Annotated in this window: 20 protein-coding genes; 4 read left to right on the top strand and 16 right to left on the bottom strand. The window is 69.8% G+C overall.

Features of this window, described 5'->3' with window-relative positions; translation table 11 throughout:
• Window positions 1-27 precede the first annotated feature (27 nt).
• The 5 genes from V8201_RS11600 to V8201_RS11580 form a co-directional block, all read right to left on the bottom strand.
• On the bottom strand, window positions 28-747 hold the full coding sequence (locus tag V8201_RS11600; RefSeq protein WP_336545374.1) for a head GIN domain-containing protein: 720 nt from the start codon (window positions 745-747) through the stop codon (window positions 28-30).
• Window positions 748-900: 153 nt separating this feature from the next.
• On the bottom strand, window positions 901-1434 hold the full coding sequence (locus V8201_RS11595; RefSeq protein ID WP_037535326.1) for a CarD family transcriptional regulator: 534 nt from the start codon (window positions 1432-1434) through the stop codon (window positions 901-903).
• Between the two features lie 214 nt (window positions 1435-1648).
• Window positions 1649-1990, bottom strand: coding sequence for a ferredoxin FdxA (gene fdxA / locus V8201_RS11590; RefSeq protein WP_038664097.1), 342 nt, complete (start codon window positions 1988-1990; stop codon window positions 1649-1651).
• Between the two features lie 91 nt (window positions 1991-2081).
• Window positions 2082-2372, bottom strand: a complete 291-nt coding sequence (locus V8201_RS11585; protein ID WP_037535201.1) for an RNA-binding S4 domain-containing protein — start codon at window positions 2370-2372, stop codon at window positions 2082-2084.
• Window positions 2365-4845: a helicase-related protein gene (locus V8201_RS11580; protein ID WP_336545373.1), complete on the bottom strand. Its 2481-nt coding sequence runs from the start codon at window positions 4843-4845 to the stop codon at window positions 2365-2367. The genes V8201_RS11585 and V8201_RS11580 overlap by 8 nt, the downstream gene beginning before the upstream one ends.
• A 210-nt stretch (window positions 4846-5055) precedes the next feature.
• Between V8201_RS11580 and V8201_RS11575 the strand changes: the two genes are divergently transcribed.
• Window positions 5056-6525: a M23 family metallopeptidase gene (locus tag V8201_RS11575; protein WP_336545372.1), complete on the top strand. Its 1470-nt coding sequence runs from the start codon at window positions 5056-5058 to the stop codon at window positions 6523-6525.
• A 15-nt stretch (window positions 6526-6540) separates the two neighbouring features.
• Here the strand turns inward: V8201_RS11575 and V8201_RS11570 are convergent, their stop codons facing one another.
• The 8 genes from V8201_RS11570 to pdxH all read right to left on the bottom strand — a co-directional run bounded on the left by V8201_RS11570 (window position 6541) and on the right by pdxH (window position 14985).
• Window positions 6541-8223, bottom strand: a complete 1683-nt coding sequence (locus tag V8201_RS11570; protein WP_037535204.1) for an ATP-binding protein — start codon at window positions 8221-8223, stop codon at window positions 6541-6543.
• A gap of 68 nt (window positions 8224-8291) precedes the next feature.
• Window positions 8292-9014 (bottom strand): TIGR02186 family protein, encoded by a 723-nt coding sequence (locus tag V8201_RS11565; RefSeq protein ID WP_051583523.1) that lies wholly within the window; start codon window positions 9012-9014, stop codon window positions 8292-8294.
• Between the two features lie 32 nt (window positions 9015-9046).
• On the bottom strand, window positions 9047-9961 hold the full coding sequence (locus V8201_RS11560) for a sulfite exporter TauE/SafE family protein (protein ID WP_271299670.1): 915 nt from the start codon (window positions 9959-9961) through the stop codon (window positions 9047-9049).
• Window positions 9962-9996: 35 nt separating this feature from the next.
• Window positions 9997-11043 (bottom strand): hypothetical protein, encoded by a 1047-nt coding sequence (locus tag V8201_RS11555; protein WP_336545371.1) that lies wholly within the window; start codon window positions 11041-11043, stop codon window positions 9997-9999.
• A gap of 32 nt (window positions 11044-11075) precedes the next feature.
• A complete protein-coding gene (locus V8201_RS11550; RefSeq protein ID WP_271299672.1) occupies window positions 11076-12434 on the bottom strand; it encodes a glycosyl transferase family protein in 1359 nt (452 codons plus the stop codon).
• A 195-nt stretch (window positions 12435-12629) separates the two neighbouring features.
• Window positions 12630-13427, bottom strand: coding sequence for a PhzF family phenazine biosynthesis protein (locus tag V8201_RS11545; protein ID WP_037535207.1), 798 nt, complete (start codon window positions 13425-13427; stop codon window positions 12630-12632).
• A 23-nt stretch (window positions 13428-13450) separates the two neighbouring features.
• On the bottom strand, window positions 13451-14398 hold the full coding sequence (locus tag V8201_RS11540; RefSeq protein WP_336545370.1) for a cation diffusion facilitator family transporter: 948 nt from the start codon (window positions 14396-14398) through the stop codon (window positions 13451-13453).
• A complete protein-coding gene (gene pdxH, locus V8201_RS11535) occupies window positions 14395-14985 on the bottom strand; it encodes a pyridoxamine 5'-phosphate oxidase (protein ID WP_037535209.1) in 591 nt (196 codons plus the stop codon). Before pdxH ends, V8201_RS11540 begins: the two co-directional genes overlap by 4 nt.
• 117 nt (window positions 14986-15102) lie before the next feature.
• Between pdxH and ku the strand changes: the two genes are divergently transcribed.
• Both ku and ligD read left to right on the top strand, forming a co-directional pair.
• Window positions 15103-15954 (top strand): non-homologous end joining protein Ku, encoded by an 852-nt coding sequence (gene ku, locus V8201_RS11530; protein ID WP_037535210.1) that lies wholly within the window; start codon window positions 15103-15105, stop codon window positions 15952-15954.
• Between the two features lie 15 nt (window positions 15955-15969).
• Window positions 15970-18549 (top strand): DNA ligase D, encoded by a 2580-nt coding sequence (ligD, locus tag V8201_RS11525; protein ID WP_336545369.1) that lies wholly within the window; start codon window positions 15970-15972, stop codon window positions 18547-18549.
• A gap of 177 nt (window positions 18550-18726) precedes the next feature.
• Here the strand turns inward: ligD and V8201_RS11520 are convergent, their stop codons facing one another.
• From V8201_RS11520 to V8201_RS11510, 3 genes are all read right to left on the bottom strand, one after another.
• Window positions 18727-19605 carry a transglutaminase family protein gene (locus V8201_RS11520; protein ID WP_037535329.1) on the bottom strand — a complete coding sequence of 293 codons (879 nt, stop codon included), beginning with the start codon at window positions 19603-19605 and terminating at the stop codon, window positions 18727-18729.
• 23 nt (window positions 19606-19628) lie between these two features.
• Complete coding sequence (locus V8201_RS11515; protein ID WP_037535212.1) at window positions 19629-22100, bottom strand: circularly permuted type 2 ATP-grasp protein; 2472 nt, start codon at window positions 22098-22100, stop codon at window positions 19629-19631.
• Window positions 22101-22191: 91 nt separating this feature from the next.
• Entirely contained in the window at window positions 22192-23265 is a 1074-nt protein-coding gene (locus tag V8201_RS11510) for a LacI family DNA-binding transcriptional regulator (RefSeq protein WP_037535213.1), read from the bottom strand.
• Window positions 23266-23475: 210 nt separating this feature from the next.
• On the opposite strand from V8201_RS11510, the gene V8201_RS11505 reads away from it, so the two are divergent.
• The gene (locus V8201_RS11505) at window positions 23476-23742 is read left to right on the top strand and encodes a hypothetical protein (protein ID WP_153810806.1); all 267 of its coding nucleotides are present in this window, start codon (window positions 23476-23478) and stop codon (window positions 23740-23742) included.
• The last annotated feature ends 84 nt before the right edge of the window (window positions 23743-23826 follow it).

The following is a 23826-nucleotide window of genomic DNA, read 5'->3' as shown; positions in this document are numbered from 1 at the left end:
CTCGCATCCGCCGAGCCCCGGGGCAAGTCAGCCGCCGCAGCGGACCGAACCGGTGCCGTGATTGCTGACGGTGCAGCGCGCGCTCGCGCCGAGATCGACATCGCCGGTGCCGCTGATCGCGACCCGTGCCGGACCGTCGACCGCGGCGCGCACGTCGCCGGTGCCGGCGACAGAGACATCGGCGCGTGCGACGCGCAGCCCCGCGGCGTCGACGCTGCCGGTCCCCGCCACCGCGACGTGGAGCATCTTGACCGCACCGCCGGCGCGTACGTCACCCGTGCCGGTGATCGACAGATCCGCCGTGTCGACGGTGAGCGCGGCGATGTTGAGGTCGCCCGATCCGCTTACCTCAGCCTTGAAGCCGGCGCCGGTGATCCGGTCGACCGCCACCGTCGCGGTGCCGGTGACGCGCGCTTCGGCGAGGCGCGGCAGCGTCACGAACACCTTCACCGCGCGGTGGCGGCCCCAGCCGATGCCGCGCTTGCGTCCGATCGTCAGCGTCCCGTCGCTTTCGGCGATGCGCAGCGTATCGAGCTCGTCCGCCGGCCCCTCGGCGCGCACCGAAAAGCCATTGCCGAGCCGCACGTCGACGTCGTCGCTGCCGGTGACGTCGATCCGCGAGAAGCCCTGGGCCGGATAGGTCCGGCTCGGCCCGCTGCCCTTGGCGGCGAGCGCGGCGCCATCGTCATATCCCATCGAGCAACCGACCAGCATCATCGCTGCCATCGCCATCGATATGTTGCGCATCGCCCGTCCCTCCTTGTGTATTGCATCAATAATACACTATCAGCGGAGAGGCAAGCGCCGGTGCGAGCCGCCCCATCGTCATGCGACCGTCTCGCCCAAAAAAAGGGCGGCCCCGCAGGACCGCCCCCTCGTCATCAGCGAAGTTACCAGCGGTTACGCCGGCACCTTCTCCTTGTTGTAGATCGCCGCGGCGGCGCGGAGGATGTCGAGGATCTTCTCCTGCGCCTTGGGCTCGTCGATCTCTTCCATCGCGGCGAGTTCGCGGGCGAGACGGCTGCACGCCGCTTCGAAGATCTGCCGCTCCGAATAGCTCTGCTCGGGCTGGTCGTCGGCACGGAACAGGTCGCGGACCACTTCGGCGATCGACGCGAGGTCGCCCGAATTGATCTTCGCCTCATATTCCTGAGCGCGGCGCGACCACATCGTGCGCTTGACCTTGGGCTTGCCCTTCAGGGTCTCCATCGCCTCGCGCATCGTCTTGTCGGACGACAATTTGCGCATGCCGACCGATTCGGCCTTGTTGGTGGGGACGCGCAGCGTCATCCGCTCTTTCTCGAAGCGCAGCACGTACAGTTCGAGACTGCACCCGGCGATCTCCTGCTTTTGCAGCTCGATCACACGGCCGACGCCATGCTTCGGATAAACAACGTAATCACCGACATCGAAGGACAATGCCTTGGCAGCCATGAACGGGCCTTTCTGGATCACATCCGTCGCCGGGATCATCCGGGGCGGGGACCGCCGGGCCGGATCGCGAGGATGGTTGGTACGAGTGTCTCCTGACGGGCAGGACTCATCATGCCCGTCGTGGACACTTTTAACACAGTCGCAACAAAATTACCAGCGCCGTTAAGCCAGTCGCGCTGACTTACCGCCAAGACCGCCGACGTGATTCGCCCGCTCAGTCGCCCGCGCCGGGCTCCGGCGAGAAGAATTGCTCGTATTTGTTCTCGACCCCCTTCATCGCATCCGCGTCGGGCGGCGTCTGGTCGAGCTTGCGCGTGACGTTGGGCCATTGCGCCGAGAAGGTGGTGTTGAGCTCCAGCCATTGTTCCAGCCCGCTCTCGGTATCGGGCAGGATCGCCTCGGCCGGGCATTCGGGCTCGCACACGCCGCAGTCGATGCACTCGCTGGGGTTGATGACGAGCATGTTCTCGCCTTCATAGAAGCAGTCGACCGGACATACCTCGACGCAGTCCATATACTTGCAGCGGATGCAGGCATCGGTGACGACGTAGGTCATTCTGGTTCCTTGCGGCCCTGCGGCCACGATAATGCGGCGAGGGAAAGACGGGTGATGAACGCGAGGCTGCTATGCCGCGTTCCCGCCGACGTCAATCGATGCCGTTCGCCGTCGATACGTTTGCTACCAGCTCCTGATAGCATCCCTGTGCCTCCGGTGCCGGTCCGCGCCGGGTCGGCAGCGCCTCGACGCGGAGTACGCGCACCCGGTCGTGCAACGCGAAGGTGAGGATATTGCCGACGCGCACCGGGGCGGCGCTGCGTTCGATCCGCCGTCCGTCGATGCGCAACCGGCCGTCGCAGGCGAGCGCCTGCGCGATGCTGCGCGTCTTGGCGAGACGCACGAACCACAGGAACATGTCGATCCGCATCGTGTCAGCCATGGCCGCTCCACGCCGCCAGCGCGGCGAAGGCGCCGGTCGGCGACGGTGCGGGTCGTTCGGCACGCCGCGGCGGCCGGCGGCCGCGCCACACCCAGGCGGGCGGCGCATCCTCGCGCGCGGGGACGGTGCGGAAGCCGAGTTCGGCCATCAGCCGCTCGAATGTCGCCGGCGCGATCCCCATCGAGGTGGCGAGCGCAGGATCGGGCGCGAACGGCTTGCGCCCCTGCCGCGCGTCATGCGCGCTGCGCGCGATCCGCTCGACGAGGTCAACACGCACTGCCTGCGCGGCGAGCGGGCGGAAGCCGGTGGCGAGCTGCGCGCCGAGGCCGCCGCGCGGCAACACCGTCGCCCCCTCGCGCGGCAGCACGGCACCCCGGCCGCGCACGCCGAGCAGCGTCTGCCGCCAGCGCGCCGCCGCCGGCTTGAGCAGCCGCGGATCGAACAGGTCGAGCGTGCCGATGGTGATGCCGATGCGGCGCAACCGCTTGCGCTCGTCCGCGGTCAGCGCGTCGACCGGTTCGTAGATCGCCAGCCGCGGCACCAGCCCGCCCGCCGCCTCCAGCTCGCCGGCGACGACGCGCAGCGACGGCGTCGCCTGCGGGTCGCGCGCCGCCTCGGCCAGCGCGACCAGCGCCGGGACATGGCGGTCGAGCATCGCCGCGAGCCAGCGCGCGAGCCGCGCCGCCACCGCCTCGCGCAGCGGCTTGGCGAGGCAGTCGAGATCCCGGTCGAGCCGCAGCTGCGGTCGCGCCAGCGACGGCCCCGGCAGCAGCTGCGCGACGCGATGGCCGTTCCACAGCAACGCATCGCCCTCGATTCCCAAGGCCGCATCCTCCGCGGCGACCAGCGCCTCGCCACGCCGCCGCCGCTCGCCGCTGAGGTGGCGCTCCGCCGCGGCGAGCAGCAGCCGGCGGTCGGTCGCGCGCGCCTGCGGGTCGACGGTAAAGCGGAAGCCGTCGAGCCGGCCGATCGCATGATCCTCGACCAGCACCTCGCCCTCGGCGCCGATCACCACCGGCAGCAGCGAGGCGTCCGCGCCGATCTGGCGGATCAGCGCGGTGGTGCGCTTGTCGACGAAGCGCTGCGTCAGGCTGGCGTGGAGCCCGTCGGACAGCCGCTCCTCGATCGCCTGCGTCCGTTCCGCCCCCGCGGCGGGATCGGCGAGCCAGTCGGCGCGCTGCGCGATATAGGCCCAGCTGCGGATCGCCGCGATCCGCCCGGCGATCGTCTCGACATCGCCGGCGATCGTATCGAGCCGCGTCACCTCGTCGGCGAACCACTGGTTGGGGACGACGCCGCGGCCTTCGCTGAGATAGCCGAACACGCGGCTGACGAAGCGGGTGTGCGGATCGAGCCCGAGCTTGCGGAAATCGGGCAGGCCGCACGCCGCCCACAGCCGCTTGACCATCGCCGGCGACCGCGCGCGCTCGCGCACCCACGGTTCGTCGGCAAGCCGCTTGAGCACCGCGAGATCGGTCGATTGCGGCGCGGCGAGCAGCACGCCGGGCTCGGGCCGCCGTTCAAGGCTGGCGATCAGCGCATCGATGCTGGCGTAATCGGGCTCGCCGTTGCGCCAGTAGAGCTGCTCGATGCGCGGGAAGCGATGTTCCTCGATCGCGAACACCTCTTCGGGGAGGAAGGCACCCGGCCCTTCCTCGGTGACCCCGCCGAAGGTGCCGTCGCGCTGGTGCCGCCCGGCGCGCCCGGCGATCTGCGCCATCTCGGCGACGGTCAGCCGGCGGCTGCGGCGACCGTCGAACTTGCTGAGCCCGGCGAAGGCGACGTGCGCGACGTCCATGTTGAGGCCCATGCCGATCGCATCGGTGGCGACGAGATAATCGACCTCGCCCGCCTGGAACATCGCCACCTGCGCGTTGCGCGTGCGCGGCGAGAGCGCCCCCATCACCACCGCCGCGCCGCCGCGCAGCCGGCGCAGCATTTCGGCGACGGCATAGACTTCCTCGGCGCTGAACGCGACGATCGCCGAGCGTTTGGGCAGGCGGCTGATCTTCTTGGCGCCGGCATAGGTAAGCTTGGAGAAGCGCGGGCGGACGATGATCTCGGCATCCGGCACCAGCGTGCGGATCATCGGCCGCAGCGCTTCCGAGCCGAGGATCATCGTCTCCTCGCGTCCGCGCCGGCGCAGCAGCCGGTCGGTGAAGACATGGCCGCGCTCGGCATCGGTGCCGAGCTGCGCCTCGTCGAGCGCGACGAAGGCGGCGTCGTGTTCCGGCATCGATTCGACGGTGCACAGGTGCCAGCGCGCGTTGGGCGGGACGATCTTCTCCTCGCCGGTGACCAGCGCGACGCTGTCCGCGCCCTTCAGCTTGACGACGCGGTCGTAGACCTCGCGCGCGAGCAGCCGCAGCGGGAAGCCCATGATCCCGCTCGAATGCGCGCACATCCGTTCGACGGCGAGATGGGTCTTGCCCGTGTTGGTCGGTCCGAGGACCGCGGTGACCGCCGCTTTCATAAGGGTAACATCGTGCCTCCCGACCGATCGCGCAATGAGGCAAAACGACCGCAGCGACCAAGCCGCCGCCCGCCCCCGGACCGCCGCGCCCGCACCACCGTCCGTCGCAGCCGCCGCCGGTTAATTTGACTTTCAACAATGCGCCTTACAGGCAGCGTCGACGCGCCGGGGGGTGATCGGCGACACCGTAGCTGAGATGAGGCGCGCTTCGTGTTTCTGCGCAACGACCAGGGTTTCGAATCTGCCGGGGGCACCGCCGCCCGGCCGTTCGGCCGTGCGCTCGCGGTGCCGCGGCGAATCGGGACGATCGAGCGGCTGCGGCGGCTCGACTGGGCACCCGATCTCGGCGCCGACATCGGCAGCCGCGACTGGTGGCGCGGCCTCGCCACGCTCGGCACGCTGCTCGGCACGGTATGGCTGCTCGCCCCCGGCCTCGCGCCGTTGCCGGGCGCGGTCGCGCCGCCGCTCGACGGCGTCGCCTATGAGGAAGCGCGTACGCAGGCGATCGCCCCGCTCGCCTGGGGTGGCGACACCGGGCGGCGGATGGCGGCGAACGATCTGGTCGCGCCGCTCGCCGAGGCGCCCGAACGCCCGCGGATCGAACTCAGCGCGACGCTCGGCGAGGGCGACGATCTCGACCATGTGCTGATGCGCGCCGGCGTTGGCCGCAAGGACGCGCAGGCGGCGGCGGGTCTCGTCGCGCAGGCGGTGACGCTCGGCGATATCCAGCCGGGCACCCGGCTCGCGCTGACGCTCGGCGCGCGGCCGACCAAGACGGTGGCGCGGCCGCTCGAAAAGCTCAGCCTGCGTGCCCGCTTCGACCTCGCGCTCAGCCTCGACCGCACCGCCGCCGGGCTGGCGATGACGCGCCAGCCGATCGCCGTCGACACCACGCCGCTGCGCATCCAGGGCCTCGTCGGGTCGAGCCTCTACCGGTCGGCACGGGCCGCGGGCGCACCGGCGCGGATCGTCGAAAGCTATATCAAGGCGCTGGCGACACGCCTGTCGATCGGCCGCGACGTTAGCGCCGCCGACGGGTTCGACCTCATCATCGAACAGCAGCGTGCCGCGACCGGCGAAGTCCAGCTCGGCGATCTGCTGTTCGCCGGCATCGATCAGGACCGGCGCAAGCTGGAACTGGTCCGGTGGGACGACGACGGCCGGCCGGGCTGGTTCGACCTGCGCGGCCAGGGCGAGCGGCGCGGCGGCAGTATGGGCATGCCGGTGGCGGGACGGATCACCTCCTCCTTCGGCTTCCGCATGCATCCGCTGCTCGGCTATCTCAAGATGCACAAGGGGCTCGACATCGGCGCGCCTTATGGTTCGCCGATCTTCGCCGCGCTCGACGGCGTCGTGCAGGGCGCGGGGCGCGCCGGCGGCTACGGCAATTTCGTCAAGCTGGTCCATGGCGGCGGCCTGGCGAGCGGTTACGGCCATATGAGCCGGATCGCGGTGACGCGCGGCCAGCACGTCCGTCAGGGTCAGGTGATCGGCTATGTCGGCTCGACCGGCCTGTCGACCGGCCCGCATCTCCATTGGGAAGTGTGGCGCAACGGCCAGACGATCAACCCGCGCTCGATCGCCGTCACCCAGGTCGACGCGCTGTCTGGCAGCGCGCTCAGCCGCTTCAAGACACGCGCGGCGAGCCTGCTCGCCGTCCGGCCCGGCCGCACCAGCTAGCCGCGGGCGGCGCGCTTACCGCCCCTGCGCGCGCCAGCGCAGCACGGTGCGCTGGATGATCGCCTCCTCGCCGCCGACATCGCGCCACAGCGTCGAGAACAGGGGATCGCCCGAGGCCGGCCGCTTGCCCTCTTCGAGCGCGTCGAAGCTGACCCGGATCGGCACCGCGACGCCCTCGCCGCAGATGATGCATTCACGGTTGCGCAGCGCGGGGATCGAATCGAGGAACCCGCGCGCGCCCTCCGGCATCGCGGCGCGCACGAACGCCTGGTCGCGCTCGTTGTTGAGCCGCATCGCGATGATCGTGCCGCATTGCGACAGCACGCCCTCTTCGAGGTCGGACGGCCGCTGCGTGATCAGGCCGAGGCTGACGCCATATTTGCGCCCTTCCTTGGCGATCCGGCTGAGGATCCGCCCGACCGAGGCCCCCCGCCCCTCGCCGCGCGCATCGCTGGGGATGTAGCGGTGCGCCTCCTCGCAGACGAGCAGGATCGGCCGCTTGGGCTCGTTGCGCGACCAGATCGCGAAGTCGAACGTCATCCGGCTGAGCACCGCCACCACCACTGAGGTGATCTCGGACGGCACGCCCGACACGTCGATGATCGAGATCGGCTTGCCGTCGCCCGGCATGCGGAAGACGCGGGCGAGGAAGTCGCCCATCGTATCGGCGACGAGCATGCCGGAGAACATGAAGCTGTAGCGCGGATCGGCCTTGATCTCGTCGATCTTCGCCTTGAGCCGCAGATAGGGCGAGGTATCGCCGGCGCGGTCCATCTTGCCCATTTCGGCGGCGAGGATCGCGGTCAGGTCGCTGAGCAGATAGGGGATGGGCGCATCGACGGTGAGCTTGGCGATTTCCTGCCCCAGCCGGTTCTTGGCGCGTGCCATCAGCAGGCATTTGGCGAGGATGTCGCGGTCGACCGAGCGATCGCCGCCGGTGCCGGTGACGAAGACCTCGCAATGTTCCTCGAGGTTCATCAGCCAATAGGGCATCGCCAGATTGTTGACGTCGTAGATCGCGCCATTGCCGCGGAACGCCGCGGCATATTCGCCGTGCGGATCGATCATCACGACATGGCCCTGCGGCGCGAGCTCGCAGATGCGGTGGAGGATCAGCGCCGCCGCGGTCGACTTGCCGGTGCCGGTCGAGCCGACCAGCGCGAAATGCTTGCCGAGCATCGCGTCGACGTAGAGCGACGCATGGACCGACCGCGTCGGATAGACGGTGCCGACGCGGATATGCGGCTGGTCCGCCGCCGAATAGATCTGTTCGAGGTCGCGGGTGGTGATCGCGAACACCTCGCAGCCGGGGATCGGATAGCGGGTGACGCCGCGGCGGAAGCTGTAGAGCTTGCCGGTCAGCCGCTCCTCGTCGCCCTCGCCGAGGAAATCGATATCGGCGGCGACCCAGTCGTTGCCGGTGCCTTCGAGCACCAGGCTGCGGATATTGGCGATCAGCCACGCGCCGCCGACGCGCATCTTGATTTGGCCGCCGACCTGGCCCGCGGTGGCGACGACCGGATCGGCATCCTGCGCGATCAGTTCGAGCGCGTTACGGTCGAACAGCACGCGGCTGCCGCCGCCGGCGACCGCGAGCACGCAGCCGATCGGCATCGGCATGCCCCCCGCCGCCACCGGCGCGGCGGCGGCTAGAGGTGTCGCGCCGGCGAAAACGCCCGGCCCCGGCATGTCGGTCATCACGGCTGCTTCCTGCTTATTACCGGCGGATGCTAGCCGATGGCCGTTAAGATACCGTCATCAGCGACTTAGAACCGCCGTGCGATCCACCCCGCGGCGAGGCCCAGCCCGACCGACAGCGCCACCGCGGCGAGGCCGTAGAGGATCGCCTGCCGCTCCGCCGCGCGTGCGACGAAGCGTTCGAAGCCCGATTTGCGGATGTCGATCTCGCGCACCGCGGCGGCGAGCACGCGGCCGTCACGGATCAGGAAGGTCTCGGCGGTGAACCGCCCGACCGGCACGCGCGCGGGGATGGTCAGCCGCGCCCGGTACAGCACGCCGGCGCTGATCTCGACCGCATGCGGCGCCTCGAGATACAGGCCGGCGCGGCGCTTGAGGTCGACGAGGCCGCGCTGGAATCCCTGTTCGACGCCGGTCGCGGTGTTCGACCCCGGCGACAATTGCAGGCTGTCGAGCCCCAGTTCGTAGATCGCGCGGGTGCGCGCGTCGACGATCCGCCCGATCGGCCGCGACGAGGCGAGCGCGTAGAAGCTCGGCACCGAACTGTAGCGCTGATGCTCGGCATTGACCCAGATGCCGGCGACCTTCTTCTTCTCGCGCACCAGCACCGGCTGCGTCGGCCCCTTGACGACGACGACGATATCGGTCGGCGCCTCGCCCTGCGGCAGCCGCCCGCCGGGATAGAGGATCGCGCCGAACAGCAGCAGTTCGGCGCCGGTGAAGCTGTAGGCGATCTCGATATCGCGCTGCGACACGTCGGGGACGAGCACCGGCTTGGGCGCCTGTGCCATCAGCAGCGGCGCAAGCAGCGGCAGCGCGCGCCTCACGTCAGCTCGACCGTGAAGATCTCCTCGGGCCGCCAGACGAGGCCGAGCAGGATCCGCAGCCCGACGAGCAGCACCATGATCGCCAGCGCGAGGCGGAGATATTCGGGCTTCACCTTGGTGGCGAAGCGCGCGCCCAATTGCGCACCGATCACCGAGCCGATCAGCAGCAGCCCGGCAAGCACGATGTCGACCGCCTTGGTGGTCATCGCATGGACCATCGTCGCCACCGCGGTGACGAACAAGGTCTGGAACAGCGAGGTGCCGACGACGACGCTGGTCGCCATGCCGAGCAGGTAGATCATTGCCGGCACGAGGATGAAGCCGCCGCCGATGCCGAGCAGGATGGTGAGGATGCCGGTACCGAAGCCGAGCAGCAAGGGCGCGAGCGGCGAGATATACAGGCCCGAGGCGTAGAATCGCGTGCGCAGCGGCAGCGCGGCGACGAGCGGATGATGGCGGCGCTTGCGCGGCTTGACCGGGCGGCGGCCGCTGGCGACACTGATCGCGCCGATCGACTCGCGCGCCATCAGCGTGCCGATCGAACCGAGCATCAGGACGTAGACGACGCCGATCACCGTATCGATCTGGCCGCTCGCCTGCAGCAGCCGGAAGATCCACGCGCCGGCGAAGCTGCCTAGGATCCCCCCGGCAACGAGCACCCCGCCCATCTTGGTATCGACGCCGCGGCGATGGAAATGCGCGATCACCCCCGAGACGCTCGCGCCGGTCACCTGGCTCGCCGAGGAGGCGGCGGCGACGGTCGGCGGGATGCCGTAGATGATCAGCAGCGGCGTGGTGAGGAAACCGCCGCCGACCCCGAACATCCCCGACAGCAGGCCGACACCGCCGCCGAGCAGGATGATGACGAGCGCATTGACCGACAGATTGGCGATGGGAAGATAGACGTCCACGCCGCGCTTTATAGCCGGTGCGCGGGCGCGGACCATCACAAGTTGCCGCCAAGGCTGATGGCCAGGCCCGAAGCCGGCGACGCGGCGCCGCCGACCCGCTGCCGCCAGTCGACGGCAAGCCGCAGCGCATGTCCGCCGACGGGCAAAGCGAGCCCCACGGACGGGCCGACATCGAGCCGCGACACACCGGGCTGCATCCCGCCCCAGGCACCCACGCCGGCATCGATCGCCCGGCGACCGGTCCTAGCGAGCGGCCGGGTGACGCGGATCGCGCCGTCGGCGAACAGTCCGCCGCCGCGTCGCGCCACGCCGCCGGCCTGCGCATAGGCTTCGGCGGTCCATCGCCCGGCGATCGCAGCCGGTCCAAAGCCGCCGATCACGCCGATCATTGGGCCGCTCGTACCCTCGTCGAGAGCGACACGCTCTTCGGCGATGACATGCACCGGCGCCCGCGTCGGCTGCCAATCGAGCCCCACCGCCAACTCACGCCCGACACCCGTGCGAGGCGCCGAGACTCGGGCAGCCGCGGCGAGCCGGCGGGTGCCGGTCAGGGCATAGGTGATCCGCACGCCGGCTTGCGAAGCCCCCAATTGGCCGTTCGCCAGTCCGAGGCTGGCGCCGTCGCGCACGACCAGCCATGCGCTGCCGCTCCATCGCGCGGCCGCCACCGGCGGCAAGCGGTACGGGGTCAGGATGAAGGGAGCCGGCATGAGCACGATTCGCGATGCAGGGTCGGCGGTCATCGGCTCCGCCAGCGCGACAGGCGCGACATCACGGCCGATCGCACCGCCACGATCATCGAGTGCGGGGCGGCCGGACGATGACTTCATGGTCCGATCGGCGATTCTGACGGCAACGCGCTCGCCGGCTTTGCGACTCGTATGCGATGAAACGGCAGAGACAGGCCACGGGCTCGCGCGATGCGGTGTCTCGGCGAGCAGCGGCGCTTCGGCTCGGGTCAGCCGATGGGCCGAGCCGCTGCCGTGCGCCTGGGTCACCGCCGCCGTCGGCGGCGCGGCACCGGATGGCCTGCGCCGTCCATCGACATCCACCAGCCGCATCGAAATCCACAGCGCCAGCACCAGCGTCAGGAAGCGTAGCGGACGGCCTCGTCTCACCCGCCCTGCTCCAGCTCCGGAAAGCGGTGCGACGTCTTGTCCCAGACCGGCGCCGATCCGCACAGCCATTGCTGGTAGCGGCGCAGCGCCAGCAGCGCGGCGACCAGCATCACGGCATTGGCGAAGAAGAAGCGAGGGACGGCCCGCCACGCTTCTCCCCAGCCGTAAGCGCTCGCGGTACAGGCCATGCGCATCAGAAGACGCCAGCCGAACAGCGCCGTCGTCGCCCACCACAGCCACATCGCAATATGCCGGCCGTCATCGGGAATGGCGGCGATCCAGTGCAGGCTCGTCGTGATCGATAGCAGCAGCACGGCGAGATAGGCCGCCGTCAGGACGATCACCGCGATCGGGCCGCGCCGGTCACGCATCCGCATCCAATGATCGATCAGCGCGTGCGGCCGGCCCCAGCCGATACGATCCCATCCCGCCAGCGCGATGCCGGTCATCCACCGCGCCTTCTGCCGTACCGCCGCCATGAACTGCTCGGGAAAATAGGCGCGCACCGCGACGAGGCTGCCGTCGACCGGATCACGCAGTCGTGCGAAACAGACGCCCCTGCCCGAGGCGGAGACGCGCAGGCCCAATTCGTAATCCTCGGTCAGGCTCATCGTGTCGAACGGCCGGCCGGAGCGCTCGGCGGCGATCGCGGCGAGAATGGCGGTCGTCATCGCGCAGCCGGTGCCGGCCAGCGGCAGCGGTGCACCGAGCAACGCGCGCACCGGCTGCTGCACGCCATGGGCATAAGCGAATTCGTCGGCATAATGGCCCGACACCCAGGACCCGTGCCGGACCAACGGCAGCACCGGCAGCTGGACCACCGCATGATCCGGAAGCAGCGCGGAAAAGACGCGCAGCTCCGCGCGATGGACGACATCCTCCGCATCATGGATGATGACCGCGTCCGTATGCCGGCCGGTGTCAGCATCATCGCGACACAGCGCCACCCACAAGCTGTTGAGGCAATCCGCCTTGGTCGTCGGGCCGGCATGCGCGCCGATGACGACGCGGATGCGCGCGTCGCGAACCGCCGCCGCCGCGGCTGCGCGGATCGTGTCCGGATCATTGGGATAGACGCCGACGAAAATACGGCAATTTGCATCGTCCAGGCGCGACGAAGCCGTCGCCAGCATCGCCTCGATCACGGCGGCTTCCTGCCAAGCCGCGACGAACGTCGCGACGATCATCTTGGCCGGCGGCGGCAGCGTAGCGACCGACCGATCGGCGACCCGATAGCGCGCCATCCAGCAGAGAAGGAAGCAGAGATCGACGGCAAGATCATCGATCCCGCCAAGCAACAGGCCGACCGACGCGAAGAGCATCGACTCGCGCGCCGCGCCATCCAGACTATTCAAGACGAATTCCAAGGCCCCCGCCCCAAGATCCCGCCTGACTATATCCGATTTGGATACGTCATGAGCAAGCGGGATCGCGCAAGCTGTTCTTGCCGCGGCCTTTCCCTGATTGCGCCGACGGCAGTCGCCAGAGGGGAAATCGTATAGTCTACGTGCGACGCCAACGGGTTGCCGTGAGCCGCGCCGCGCGACTCATCACGGCAACAGGAACGTCCCCTCGATCACAGTCACGCACGCCCCGCCCAGCACGACGCGGTCCGCCTCCAGCCGGCAGGTCAGCGCGCCGCCGCGCGCGCTCGCCTGATAGGCGGTGAAGCGGTCGGTGCCGAGCCGGTCGGCCCAATAGGGCACGATCACCGCATGCGCCGATCCCGTCACCGGGTCTTCGTCCACACCCGCGCCGGGCGCGAACATGCGGCTGACGACATCGGCGGTCTGCCCGCGCGCGGTGACGATCGCCTGATGGTCCCCCGTCGCGGCGAGCGCGCGCAGGTCGGGGCGGACTTCGCGCACCGCCGCCTCGGATTCGAGCACGATCACGCCATAGCCGCCCTCGCGCCACAGCGTCTCGACCACGCCGTCGACGCCGAGCGCAGCGACCACCTCGGGCAGAGGCTTGGGCTCGGGCTTCCACGCCGGCAGCGCCAGCGCATAGCCGACGCCGTCACGCGCGACGGTGAGCACGCCCGCCTGCCGGGTGCGGAAGCGCACCGCATCGCCGTCACCGCCCGACGACAGCACGAAATGCCCGCTCGCCAGCGTCGCATGACCGCACAGCCGCACCTCCGCGCCCGGCGTGAACCAGCGCAGCTCGAAATCCGCCGCGCCGCTCGTGTCCGGCACCAGAAAGGCGGTTTCCGACAGATTGTTCTCCGCGGCGATGGCGAGCAGCACGTCGTCGGCGAGCCACGCGGACAGCGGCATCACCGCGGCCGGATTGCCGCCGAACGGCGTCGCCGAAAAGGCGTCGATCTGCGCAAACGGGATTCGCATCGCTGGGGCTTTCGGGCAGGAGGTCAGAGGCGCTTGCTGAACCAGTGCGGCGTGACGTCCGCCTCGACCAGCGGATTGTCGGTATCGACATGGCCTTCGGGATCGAGATGGATCAGCACCTCGACCTTGGGGAAGGTGCTGCGCAGGGTACGTTCGACCGATTCGACGATGTCATGCGCCGCGCCGACGGTGAGGTCGCGATCCACCTCCATATGGAATTGCGCGAAATCGTGGCTGCCCGAGCGGCGGGTGCGGAAGTCGTGGATGCCCTTGAGCCCCGGCTGGCGTGCCGCGACGTCGAGGAAGGCGGCGCGCTCGTCGTCGGGCCATTCCTTGTCCATCAGCTGGTCGATCGCGTTGGACGAGGCCTGGAAGGCGCCCCAGGCGAGCCACAGGGCGATGGCGATGCCGAGCACCGGGTCCGCCTTGTGCCAGCCGAGATACTGGTCGAGCACCAGCGCGACGATCACCGATCCGTTGAGCAGCACGTCCGACTGGTAATGGACATTGTCCGCCATGATCGCGACCGATCCGGTCTGGCGGATGATGCAGCGCTGATACCAGAGCAGCACGATGGTCGCGCCGATCGCGACGATCGACACGCCGATGCCGAATTCGGCGTCGGCGGTCGGGCCGTTCTCCGACAGCGCGGCGATCGCGCGCCAGGCGATGCCTGCGGCCGAGGCGGTGATCAGCGCGACCTGGAACAGTGCGGCGAGCGCCTCCGCCTTGCCGTGGCCGAAGCGATGGTCGTGGTCGGCGGGCGTCGCGGCGAGCCGCACGCCGTACAGGGTGACGAGGCTGGCGAGCAGGTCGAGCGCGGTGTCGGCGAGACTGCCGAGCATCGCCACCGATCCGGTATGCCAGGCGGCGAAGCCCTTGAGCGCGAGCAGCGAGCAGGCCATCGCCACGCTGGCGAGCGCGGCCCGGGTGGCAAGCGGCAGCAGCTGGCGCTGTTCGTCACGGGTCATGGAAACAACAGTCCTTCGGTCCAGCCGTCGGCGGCTCCCTCGGCGGTGCGGGTGAACAGGCGTCGTTCGTGCAGGCGGTGCGCGCGATCCTGCCAGAATTCGATCCGGTGCGGCGTGACGCGATAGCCGCCCCATTGCGGCGGACGCGGTACGTCGCTGCCGGCGAACCGCCGCTCCATCTCGGCAAAGCGCGCCTCGAAGGTCGCGCGGCTGTCGAGGGCACGCGACTGGTCGGAGGCCCAGGCGCCGAGCTGCGAATCACGGCTGCGACTGGCGAAATAGGCGTCCGATTCCGCATCGCTGACGCGGCTGACGGCTCCTTCGATGCGGATCTGCCGGCGCAGCGACTTCCAGTGGAACAGCAGCGCCGCCTTGGGCACCGCTGCGATCTCCGCCGCCTTGCGGCCTTCGCGATTGGTGTAGAAGACGAAACCGTCGCGGCCATGGCCCTTCAGCAGCACCATGCGCACCGCGGGCTGCCCTGCGGCATCGACGGTGGCGAGCGCCATCGCGTTGGAATCGTTGATCTCACTTTCGCGTGCCTCGGCGTACCAGGACTCGAACAGGGCGAAGGGGTCGTCAGCCATTCCCGGCTCTTAGCGCATGTTGGCCGATCGCGGAACCGGGCGCCGGGGACTTGCCCGCCGCGGAACGACTCCGCCGCCCGCGAATTGAATCGCTCCCGCAATAATAAGGCCTCGCTCATGCCCGCACGCGCCTATTGGCAAGGTCAGATCCGCCTGGCGCTGGTGTCGATCCCGGTCGAGATCTACGCGGCCACGAAGAGCGGCGCCGCGGTCGCGTTCAAGCAGATCCACGAACCGACCGGCCAGCCGATCCATTACGAGAAGATCGTCACCGGCGTCGGCCCGGTCGACACCGACGAGATCATGAAGGGCTATGAGGTGTCGAAGGGCGAATTCGTCCTGCTCGAACAGGACGAGATCGACGCGGTCAAGCTCGAGTCGAAGAAGACGCTCGAGCTGACGCAGTTCGTCGACGCGAGCGAGATCGACGTGCTCTATTACGAGAAACCCTATTTCGTCGTCCCCGCCGACGATCTTGCCGAGGAAGCGTTCATCGTGCTGCGCGAGGCGCTGCGCCGCACCAAGAAGGTCGGGCTCGGCCAGCTGGCGATGCGGGGGCGCGAATATGTCGTCAGCCTCAAGCCGTGCGGGCGCGGGCTGGTGCTCGAAACCCTGCGCTACGCCGACGAGGTCAACAAGGCGCAGAGCTATTTCCGCGATATCCCGCAGGGCAAGCCCGATCCCGAACTGCTCGACCTCGCCGAGGCGTTGATCGACAAGAAGAGCGCCGCCTTCGATCCGCAGGAATTCCACGACCGTTATGTCGATGCGCTCAAGGACCTCGTCGAGCGCAAACGCAAGGCGAAGGGCGCCAAGGTGATCGAGGACAAGGACGAAGGCGGCAAGACATCGAGCAACGTCGTCGACCTGATGGCCGCGCTCAAGAAATCGATGGAAGCGGGCAAGGCGAAGCCCGCCGCCGCGAAGAAGGCGCCGGCGAAGAAGACCCCGGCCAAGAAACGTGCATAAGGCGACGCCACGGCGATGAGCGACCCCCTCGAACGCTACAACGCCAAGCGCGACTTCGCCAAGACCGCAGAGCCGGCCGGCACGCTCGCGCCCGGCCACGGCAACAGCTTCATCGTCCAGAAGCATGATGCCACCCGCCTGCACTGGGATTTCCGGCTGGAGGTCGACGGCGTGCTCAAGAGCTGGGCGGTGACGCGCGGCCCCAGCCTCGATCCCGACGAGAAGCGGCTGGCGGTCCGCACCGAGGATCATCCGCTCTCCTATGCGACGTTCGAGGGGACGATCCCCGCCGGCGAATATGGCGGCGGCACGGTGATGCTGTGGGATCGCGGCACCTGGGCGCCGGTGAAGGGCAAATCGGCCAAGGATATCGACAAGGGGCATCTCCACTTCACGCTCGACGGCGAGCGGATGAAGGGCGAATGGCTGCTGATCCGGCTCAAGCCGCGCGGCAAGGAGAAGCGCGAGAACTGGCTGCTGCGCAAGATCGACGATGCCTATGCCGGCGGAACCGACACATTGGTCGAGGAAGCGCTGACCAGCGTCGCCACCGGCCGGACGATGGCCGAGATCGCCGAGGGCAAGGCTCGCAAATCCTCCCCGGCACGGGGAGGGGGACCAGCGAAGCTGGTGGAGGGGGGTGGCCGCACGCGCAGCGCCCGCGGCGCCCCCCCCTCCACCACGGCGCAGAAGCGCCGCGGTTCCCAGCGAGGGGTCGGATCGTCCCCCGGACGATCCTCGACCACGCGGGGCGTGGTCGACCCGTCGCTCCGTGCCGGAAAGGATTTTCCGGCGTTCCGCGAGCCGCAGCTCTGCACCTTGGTCGACCACGTCCCGACCGGCAGCGGCTGGCTGCACGAGGTCAAATATGACGGCTATCGCGCGTTGGTCGCGATCGCCGGCGGCCAGGCGAAGGTCTATACCCGCAGCGGGCTCGACTGGACCGACACATTCGCCGCGATCGCCGATGCGGCGGCCGAGCTGCCGGTCGACAGCGCGTTGATCGATGGCGAGATCGTCGCCTTCAAGGACGGCAAGCCCGATTTCTCGACGCTCAAGGACGCGATCGCCAGCGGCGGCGACATGACGCTGTGCGCCTTCGACCTGCTCGCGCTCAACGGCGAGGACCTCGCCCCGCTGACCACGATCGAGCGCAAGGACCGGCTGCGCGCGATCCTCCGCGACGGCCCGCGTCTGCAATATGCCGATCACGTGCTCGGCTCGGGCGAGGAGCTGTATGCGGCGATGTGCCGCGAGGGGCTGGAAGGCGTCGTCTCGAAACGCGCCGACGCGCCTTATGCAGGCAAGCGCAACCGCACCTGGCTGAAGGCGAAATGTACGCTGCGGCAGGAGTTCGTCATCATCGGCTGGACGCCGTCCGACAAGAAGCGCGGCTTCAAGTCGCTGCTGCTCGGCGTGCATGAGGACGGTGGCTGGCGCTATGCCGGCAAGGTCGGCACCGGCTTCGACCAGGCGCGGATGGACGATCTCATCGGCCGGTTCGCCGATCTCGCCGCCGAGGCGCCGCCGGTCGCCGCCGCCGACCTCAAGCCGTTCCGGGCGGCGCTGCGCGGCGCGCGCTGGCTGCGCCCCGAGCTGGTCGCCGAGGTCGCCTTCGCCGAGGTGACGCCCGACAAGGTGCTGCGCCACGCCAGTTTCCTCGGCCTGCGCGAAGACAAGGCGGCGAGCGCGGTGGTCGCCGAGCGGCCGGAACCCGCGCCGGATGCGCCAGAGGTGCATATCAAGGTGAGCAGCCGCGACCGCGTCATCTTCCCCGACAGCGACGTCACCAAGGGCGAACTCGCCGATTATTATGCCGCGATCGCGCCGGTGATGCTGCCCTGGGCGGGGCGCCGGCCGGTCAGCCTCGTCCGCTGTCCGCAGGGCCGCGCCAAGCAGTGCTTCTTCCAGAAGCATGACGCGGGCAGCTTCGGCGACACCGTCCACCATGTCGACGTCACCGAGAAGGACGGTTCGGTCCAGCCCTATCTCTACGTCGACGATGCCGACGGGCTGGTCGCCTGTGTGCAGATGGGGACGATCGAATTCCACGGCTGGGGATCGCGGATCGACGCGATCGAAAAGCCCGACCGGCTGGTGATCGATCTCGATCCCGACGAGGGGCTCGACTTCGAAGACACCAAGCGCGCGGCCGACCATGTCAGCGCGCAGCTCGCCGAACTGGGGCTGGTCAGTTTCCCGCTGCTGTCGGGCGGCAAGGGCGTCCACGTCGTCGTGCCGCTGACGCCGCAGGCGGAATGGCCCGCGGTCAAGGATTTCGCCGACCGCTTCGCCCGCGCGCTCGCCGCGGCCGAACCCGACCGGTTCGTCGCGGTGATGACCAAGGCCAAGCGCAAGGGCAAGATCTTCATCGACTATCTGCGCAACCAGCGCGGCAGCACCGCGATCATGCCCTATTCGGCGCGCGCGCGCCCCGGCGCGCCGGTCGCCGCGCCGGTATCGTGGACCGAGTTGCGCGACCTCGACACCGCGGGGCGATGGAGCGTGCGCGACCTGGACGCGCTGATCGCCCGCGCATCGTCGCGCGCGCTCGCCGGCTGGGGCGTGGCGGAGCAGGTGCTGCCGGATCTGTGATGCTGGGGGCGAGGCAAGCGCGTCCCCTCACAAGCGGCCATTCGCCTGCGGACACCTGCCCTTCGACAGGCTCAGGGCCAACGGCATAGCGGGGAAAGCGGCGATCCCCCGTTCGCGCTGAGCCTGTCGAAGCGCACCTTTCCTCAAGCGAAGGCGCGCGCGCCCCCGAAGTCGCGTTCACCCCAAAGGCGCGACGTCGACGCTCACCGCCATGCTCTGCGCCTGCGAGCCGAGCACGACGCCGTCGACCGGAGCGATCTCGGCATAATCGCGGCCGACCGCCATGACGATATGGTCGCCCGCCATCCAGATGCCGTTGGTGGGGTCGAGCCCGACCCAGCCATGCACCGGCCCGCACCACAGCAGCACCCAGGCGTGGGTGGCGTCGGCGCCGACGAGCCGCGGCTGGCCGGCGGGCGGGATGGTGCGGATATAGCCGCTGGCATAGGCCGCGGGCAGGCCGGCGGCGCGCAGCCCGGTGATCATGATCTGCGCGAAATCCTGGCAGACGCCCTTGCGCTGGGCGAAGGCCTCGTGCGGCGGCGTGTCGACCAGCGTGGCGGTCGCATCGAAGGTGAAGTCGCGCTGGATGCGGCGGGCAAGCGCGATCCCCGCCGCCAGCGCGCCCTGCGCCGGATCGAGGTCGGCGGCGCAATAATCGGCGATCTGGTGGTCGAGCGGGATCAGCGGCGAGGGGAAGAGATAATTGGCCGGTCCCGCTGCCGACAGGTCGCGGCTGGCACGCGCCAGCGCGGCGATCTCGCCCAGCGTCGGGTCGTCCGCCGCGGGCACCGGCACCAGCCGGTCGACGCGCATCCGCGACCGGCTCTCGATCGTCAGGCTGCGCACCGGCGTGTCGATCATCAGCCGCGTGACATGCGCCAGCCCCGCCTCGGCGCGCGCCGGGCTCAGCCGCCCGGCCGGCTCGACGGTGAGCGCATAATCCTCGAGCGTCTGCCCCGGCCAGTCGATCGGCTTGAGCCGCAGGTTGCAGCGCGCGAACTTGACGTTGCCGCCGTAATCGAAGCGGGTGATGTGGCGGATGTCGTAGCGCATCGCGCCGATGAGGCCTCCGTCGGTCACGCGAGCGTCAGTCCGCCGGCGCGGAGCGGTTCGGCGCCCTGCAGGAAATAGCGGCGCGCGACGCTTTCCGACAATTGCGTCAGCCGCTGCTCGATGTCGCCGAGCTGTTCGGCGGTGAGCGTCGCCGCGCCGGTCATCGCCAGCGCCGCGGCGAGGGTGCGGCCGTGCACCTGCTGCGGCTCGGGCATGCCGTCGTCGCTCAGCACGGGCAGGTCGCGCAGCCGTTCGTTGATCCGCTCGGCCTGGAAGGCGAGGCTGCGCGGATTGCCGGGGTCGAGCGCGACCAGATCGACCACCGGCACCCGCGCGATACCGGTGAGATAGCGCTGGCGATAGCTGATCTGGCTGTCGGCGAGGTCGAGCAGCGTCGACAGATCGTCCGCGGTCGCACCGGCCATGCCGAACAGGCGCAGCGCGCGCGTCATCGCGATGCCACGCTCCACGCGGCGGCCGAGGTCGTGGAACCGCCACGCCGCGGTCCGCCCCATATGCTCCGCCGACAGGCCGGCGATCGCGACATAGCGGCGTTGCAGCGATCCGGCGCGATCGAGCATGCCGCGATGGCTCGGGAAGGGCGCTTCGAGCAGCCGCACCATGTCCGCCGACAGCCGGTCGCGCGACCCTTCGCCGATGCCGCGGGCGAGCCGGTTGATCGTCGCGACCGAATGGCGGCTCTCGTCCTCCATCGCCGTGCGCGCGAGGGCGGTGAGGTCGCCGCGCTTGAGCGAGGGCGGCTGCGCCGCGGCATCGCCGGCGACGATCATCCCGACCAGCTTGCCGAGCGTCGCCGCAGGCAGCGACGCGCCGGCATCCGCCGCGATCGAATGGCCGAGCATCACGCGGATCGCCGCGAGCAGCGCCTCGCCGCGCTCCAGATACCGGCCGAGCCAGTAGAAATTGTCGGCGACGCGGCTCGGCAACGTGCCGGGATTGCGGCGGACGTGCGGCGAATCCGGTGCCGGCAGCAGCGACACCGGCTCGACGCTGTCGGCGCCGTGGACGCACACGTCGGCGGACCAAGTGCCCTCGCCGAGCACGCTCGCGCGCGGATCGGTCGCCTCGCCGATCCGGGCGAAGCCGCCGGGCAGCACCGTCCATTCGCCCCGTTCGTCGCGGGCGGCGAAGACGCGCAGCGTGAACGGGCGCGGCTCGAGCCGGTCGCCGATCACCACCGGCATGGTCGACAGGCGGACGATCTCCTGCCCGACATAATCCTGCGGCCGCCGCGCCATGTCGGCACGCAAGGCGGCGCGCTGTCCGGCATCCAGCTCGCTGCCGGGGACGATCCGCCCGCCGGGCAGGCCGAGCGGCACCGGGCCGAACGCCGGGCCGATCAGCAACCGGTCGAGATCCTCCTCGACGCGCGCGCATTCGTCGGGCTGGCCGCACCACCAGGTGGCGATATTGGGCAGGTGCAGGCTCTCGCCGCACAATCGCGTCGCGAGCTGCGGCAGGAAGGCGCCGAACGCCGGCGCCTCCAGCACCCCTGCCCCCGGCGCGTTGGAGAGCAGGACGTTGCCCGCGGCATAGGCGTCGATCAGCCCGGGCACGCCGATCTGCGAATGCGAATCGAACGCCAGCGGATCGAGCAGCCGCGGATCGACCCGCCGCCACAAGGCATCGATCCGCTTGAGCCCGCCGATCGTGCGCACGTAGAGCTGGTTTTCGAGCGCGGCGAGATCGGCGCCCTCGACCAGCAGCAGGCCGAGATAGCGCGCGAGATGCGCCTGCTCGGGATAGCTCGGGTTGAACCGCCCCGGCGTCATCAGCCCGATGCGCGGGTCGCTGCGCCGGCACATCGCGGCGATGCCGGCGCGGAAGGCGGCGAAGAAGGGCGCGTGGCGCTGGACGTTGATCCGCCCCTGCAGGCCGCCGAGCGTGCGGCTCACCGCCAGCCGGTTCTCCAGCGCATAGCCGGCGCCGGCGGGCGCGCGCAGGTGATCGCCGAGCACACGCCATTCACCGGTCGGCCCGCGGCCGAGGTCGATCGCGATGAAATGCAGGTGGCGGCCGCCGGGTGGCTCCAGCCCGACCATCGGCCGCAGGAAATAGGGGCTGCCGGTGACCAGCGCGGCGGGGATCAGCCCGCGCTCGACGAGCCGGCCGGGGCCGTAGAGGTCGGCGATCACCGTCTCGAGCAGCGCCGCGCGCTGGGTGACGCCGCGGACGATCTGCGCCCATTCCCCCGCCTCGATCAGCAGCGGCACCGGCGAGACCGGCCAGGGCCGCTCGTCCGCCTCGCCGATGACGCGAAAGCCCATGCCGATGTCGGCGGCGTGGCGGCGGACGCGCTCGCGGACATGGTCGAGATCGTCGGAGGCGACGATCGCCAGTTCCTCGAACATCGCCGTCCAGGCGGGATCGTCGCTGCCGCACAGCACGTCGCCGGCGGTGGCGCGCGTGCAATAATCGCTGATCCAGTGCCGAGCGTGCGCCGTCGCATCCAGGGGTAAGGCCTGCGTCGCCATAGCCTAACGTGTCACCTCATCCGCCCGGCCGGCACCGTCTACATGTCAGGCGCCGAGCGCAACCCTTTACGGACGGTGAGCGGCCCCGCGCCTACAGGCTGGCGCGCGGCCGGCGGCGGGGCGGCGCATCCGACTGGCGACGGATCAGCGTATAGTCGAGCACCTGATGGCGCGGCGCGTCGCCGCCACGCTGGCGGCGGATCGTGCCGACCAGCAGCGCCACCGCGGCGCGCGCCATGTCGGCGATCGGCTGGTGGATCGTCGTCAGTTCGGGCCAGATCGCGGTCGACAATGTCGTGTCGTCGAAGCCGCAGACGGTGAGGTCGCCCGGCACGTCGAGCCCGTGGCGGTGCGCGACCGCGACCGTCGCCGCCGCCATATCGTCGTTGGACGAGACGATCGCGGTCGGCGGATCGCTGAGGCAGAGCAATTGCTCCGCCGCATCGAGCCCCGACAGATAGGTGAACAGGCCATCGACGATCAGCGCGGGATCGATCGCGATCCCCGCCTCCGCCAGCGCCGCGCGATAGCCCTCCAGCCGCTGGGCGCTCGCCGACAGATTGGGCGCGCCCTTGATGAAGCCGATGCGGCGATGGCCGAGATCCATGACGTGCCGCGTCATCACCGCCGCGGCGGCGCAATCGTCGATGCGGATCGCCATCTGGCTCTCCGCGGGCTGGCCGGTCGCCACCGCGACGCTCGGCACGTTGGCGGCGTCGAGCAGCGCGAGCAGCGCGGGCGCCTCGCACAGGGGCGGCGGCAGCAGGATGCCGTCGATGCCGCCGTCGATCAGATGCTGCGCCACCTCCAGCTCATGATCGCCGAGATCGCATTTCTCGACGATGATCTGCACGTCGCTGCGGCTCGCCTGATCGAGGCTGCCGAGCAGGAATTCGCTGAGGAAGCCGGCGCTGGGGTTGCTGTAGAGCAGCCCGACCCGCGACGGCCCCGCCCCGGCGAGGCTGCGCGCGGCGGGATTGGGCGCATAATTGAGCGCGGAGATCGCGTCATTGACCCGATCGCGCGTCGCGGGGCGGACGTTGGTCTCGCCGTTGATGACGCGCGACACGGTCATCGGCGAGACGCCGGCGCGTTTGGCGACGTCGCTGATCGTCGGCGCGGAACCCGTCCGGCGGGAGGAACGGGGCGAAGGGGCTAGGGTCATGACGCGCGCGGAACAATCCGTTGGAGACGATGCGCACGCATGGACGCCTGCGGCCGATCCGGCAAGAGCGGCGAAACGGGTGCCTGTCCCACCTTCATCCCCGCGACGATTTGACTTGCATCGACGCACCCCTCCGAACAACAACCGCGACGCCGATGACGTTCGCCAGTTCTCGATAAGTTACCGTTTAAAGACAAGGGAGTTAACACCATGACTATGATCTCTCGCCTATTTGCCGCGGCCGCCGGAACCGCGCTGCTCGCCGCCCCCGTCGCCGCGGCGGCCGCTCCGGCGACGACCACCGCCAATCCCGCCGCAAGCCTGTCGATCAGCCGCGCCGCCGCCCCGGCCGGCGCCAAGAGCCAGCTCGGCGCGTCGATTCCCGGCACGACGCTGATCAGTATCGGCGTTCTCGCCGCGCTCGTCGTCGGCGTGCTCGTCGCCACCGGTGGCAGCGACAATTCCGACAGCAACTGATCGCTGAGCCGCGTCGCGAAGGCCCCGTCGCCCACCGGTGACGGGGCCTTCGCTGGTTTTGCCGGCCGCGCCGCGCCCACTGGA

This window comes from Sphingomonas kyungheensis (genome assembly GCF_037120395.1).
GTDB lineage: Bacteria > Pseudomonadota > Alphaproteobacteria > Sphingomonadales > Sphingomonadaceae > Sphingomonas > Sphingomonas kyungheensis.
Note: the sequence above shows the minus strand (reverse complement) of the source record. Positions and strands in the feature narration are given on the sequence as shown.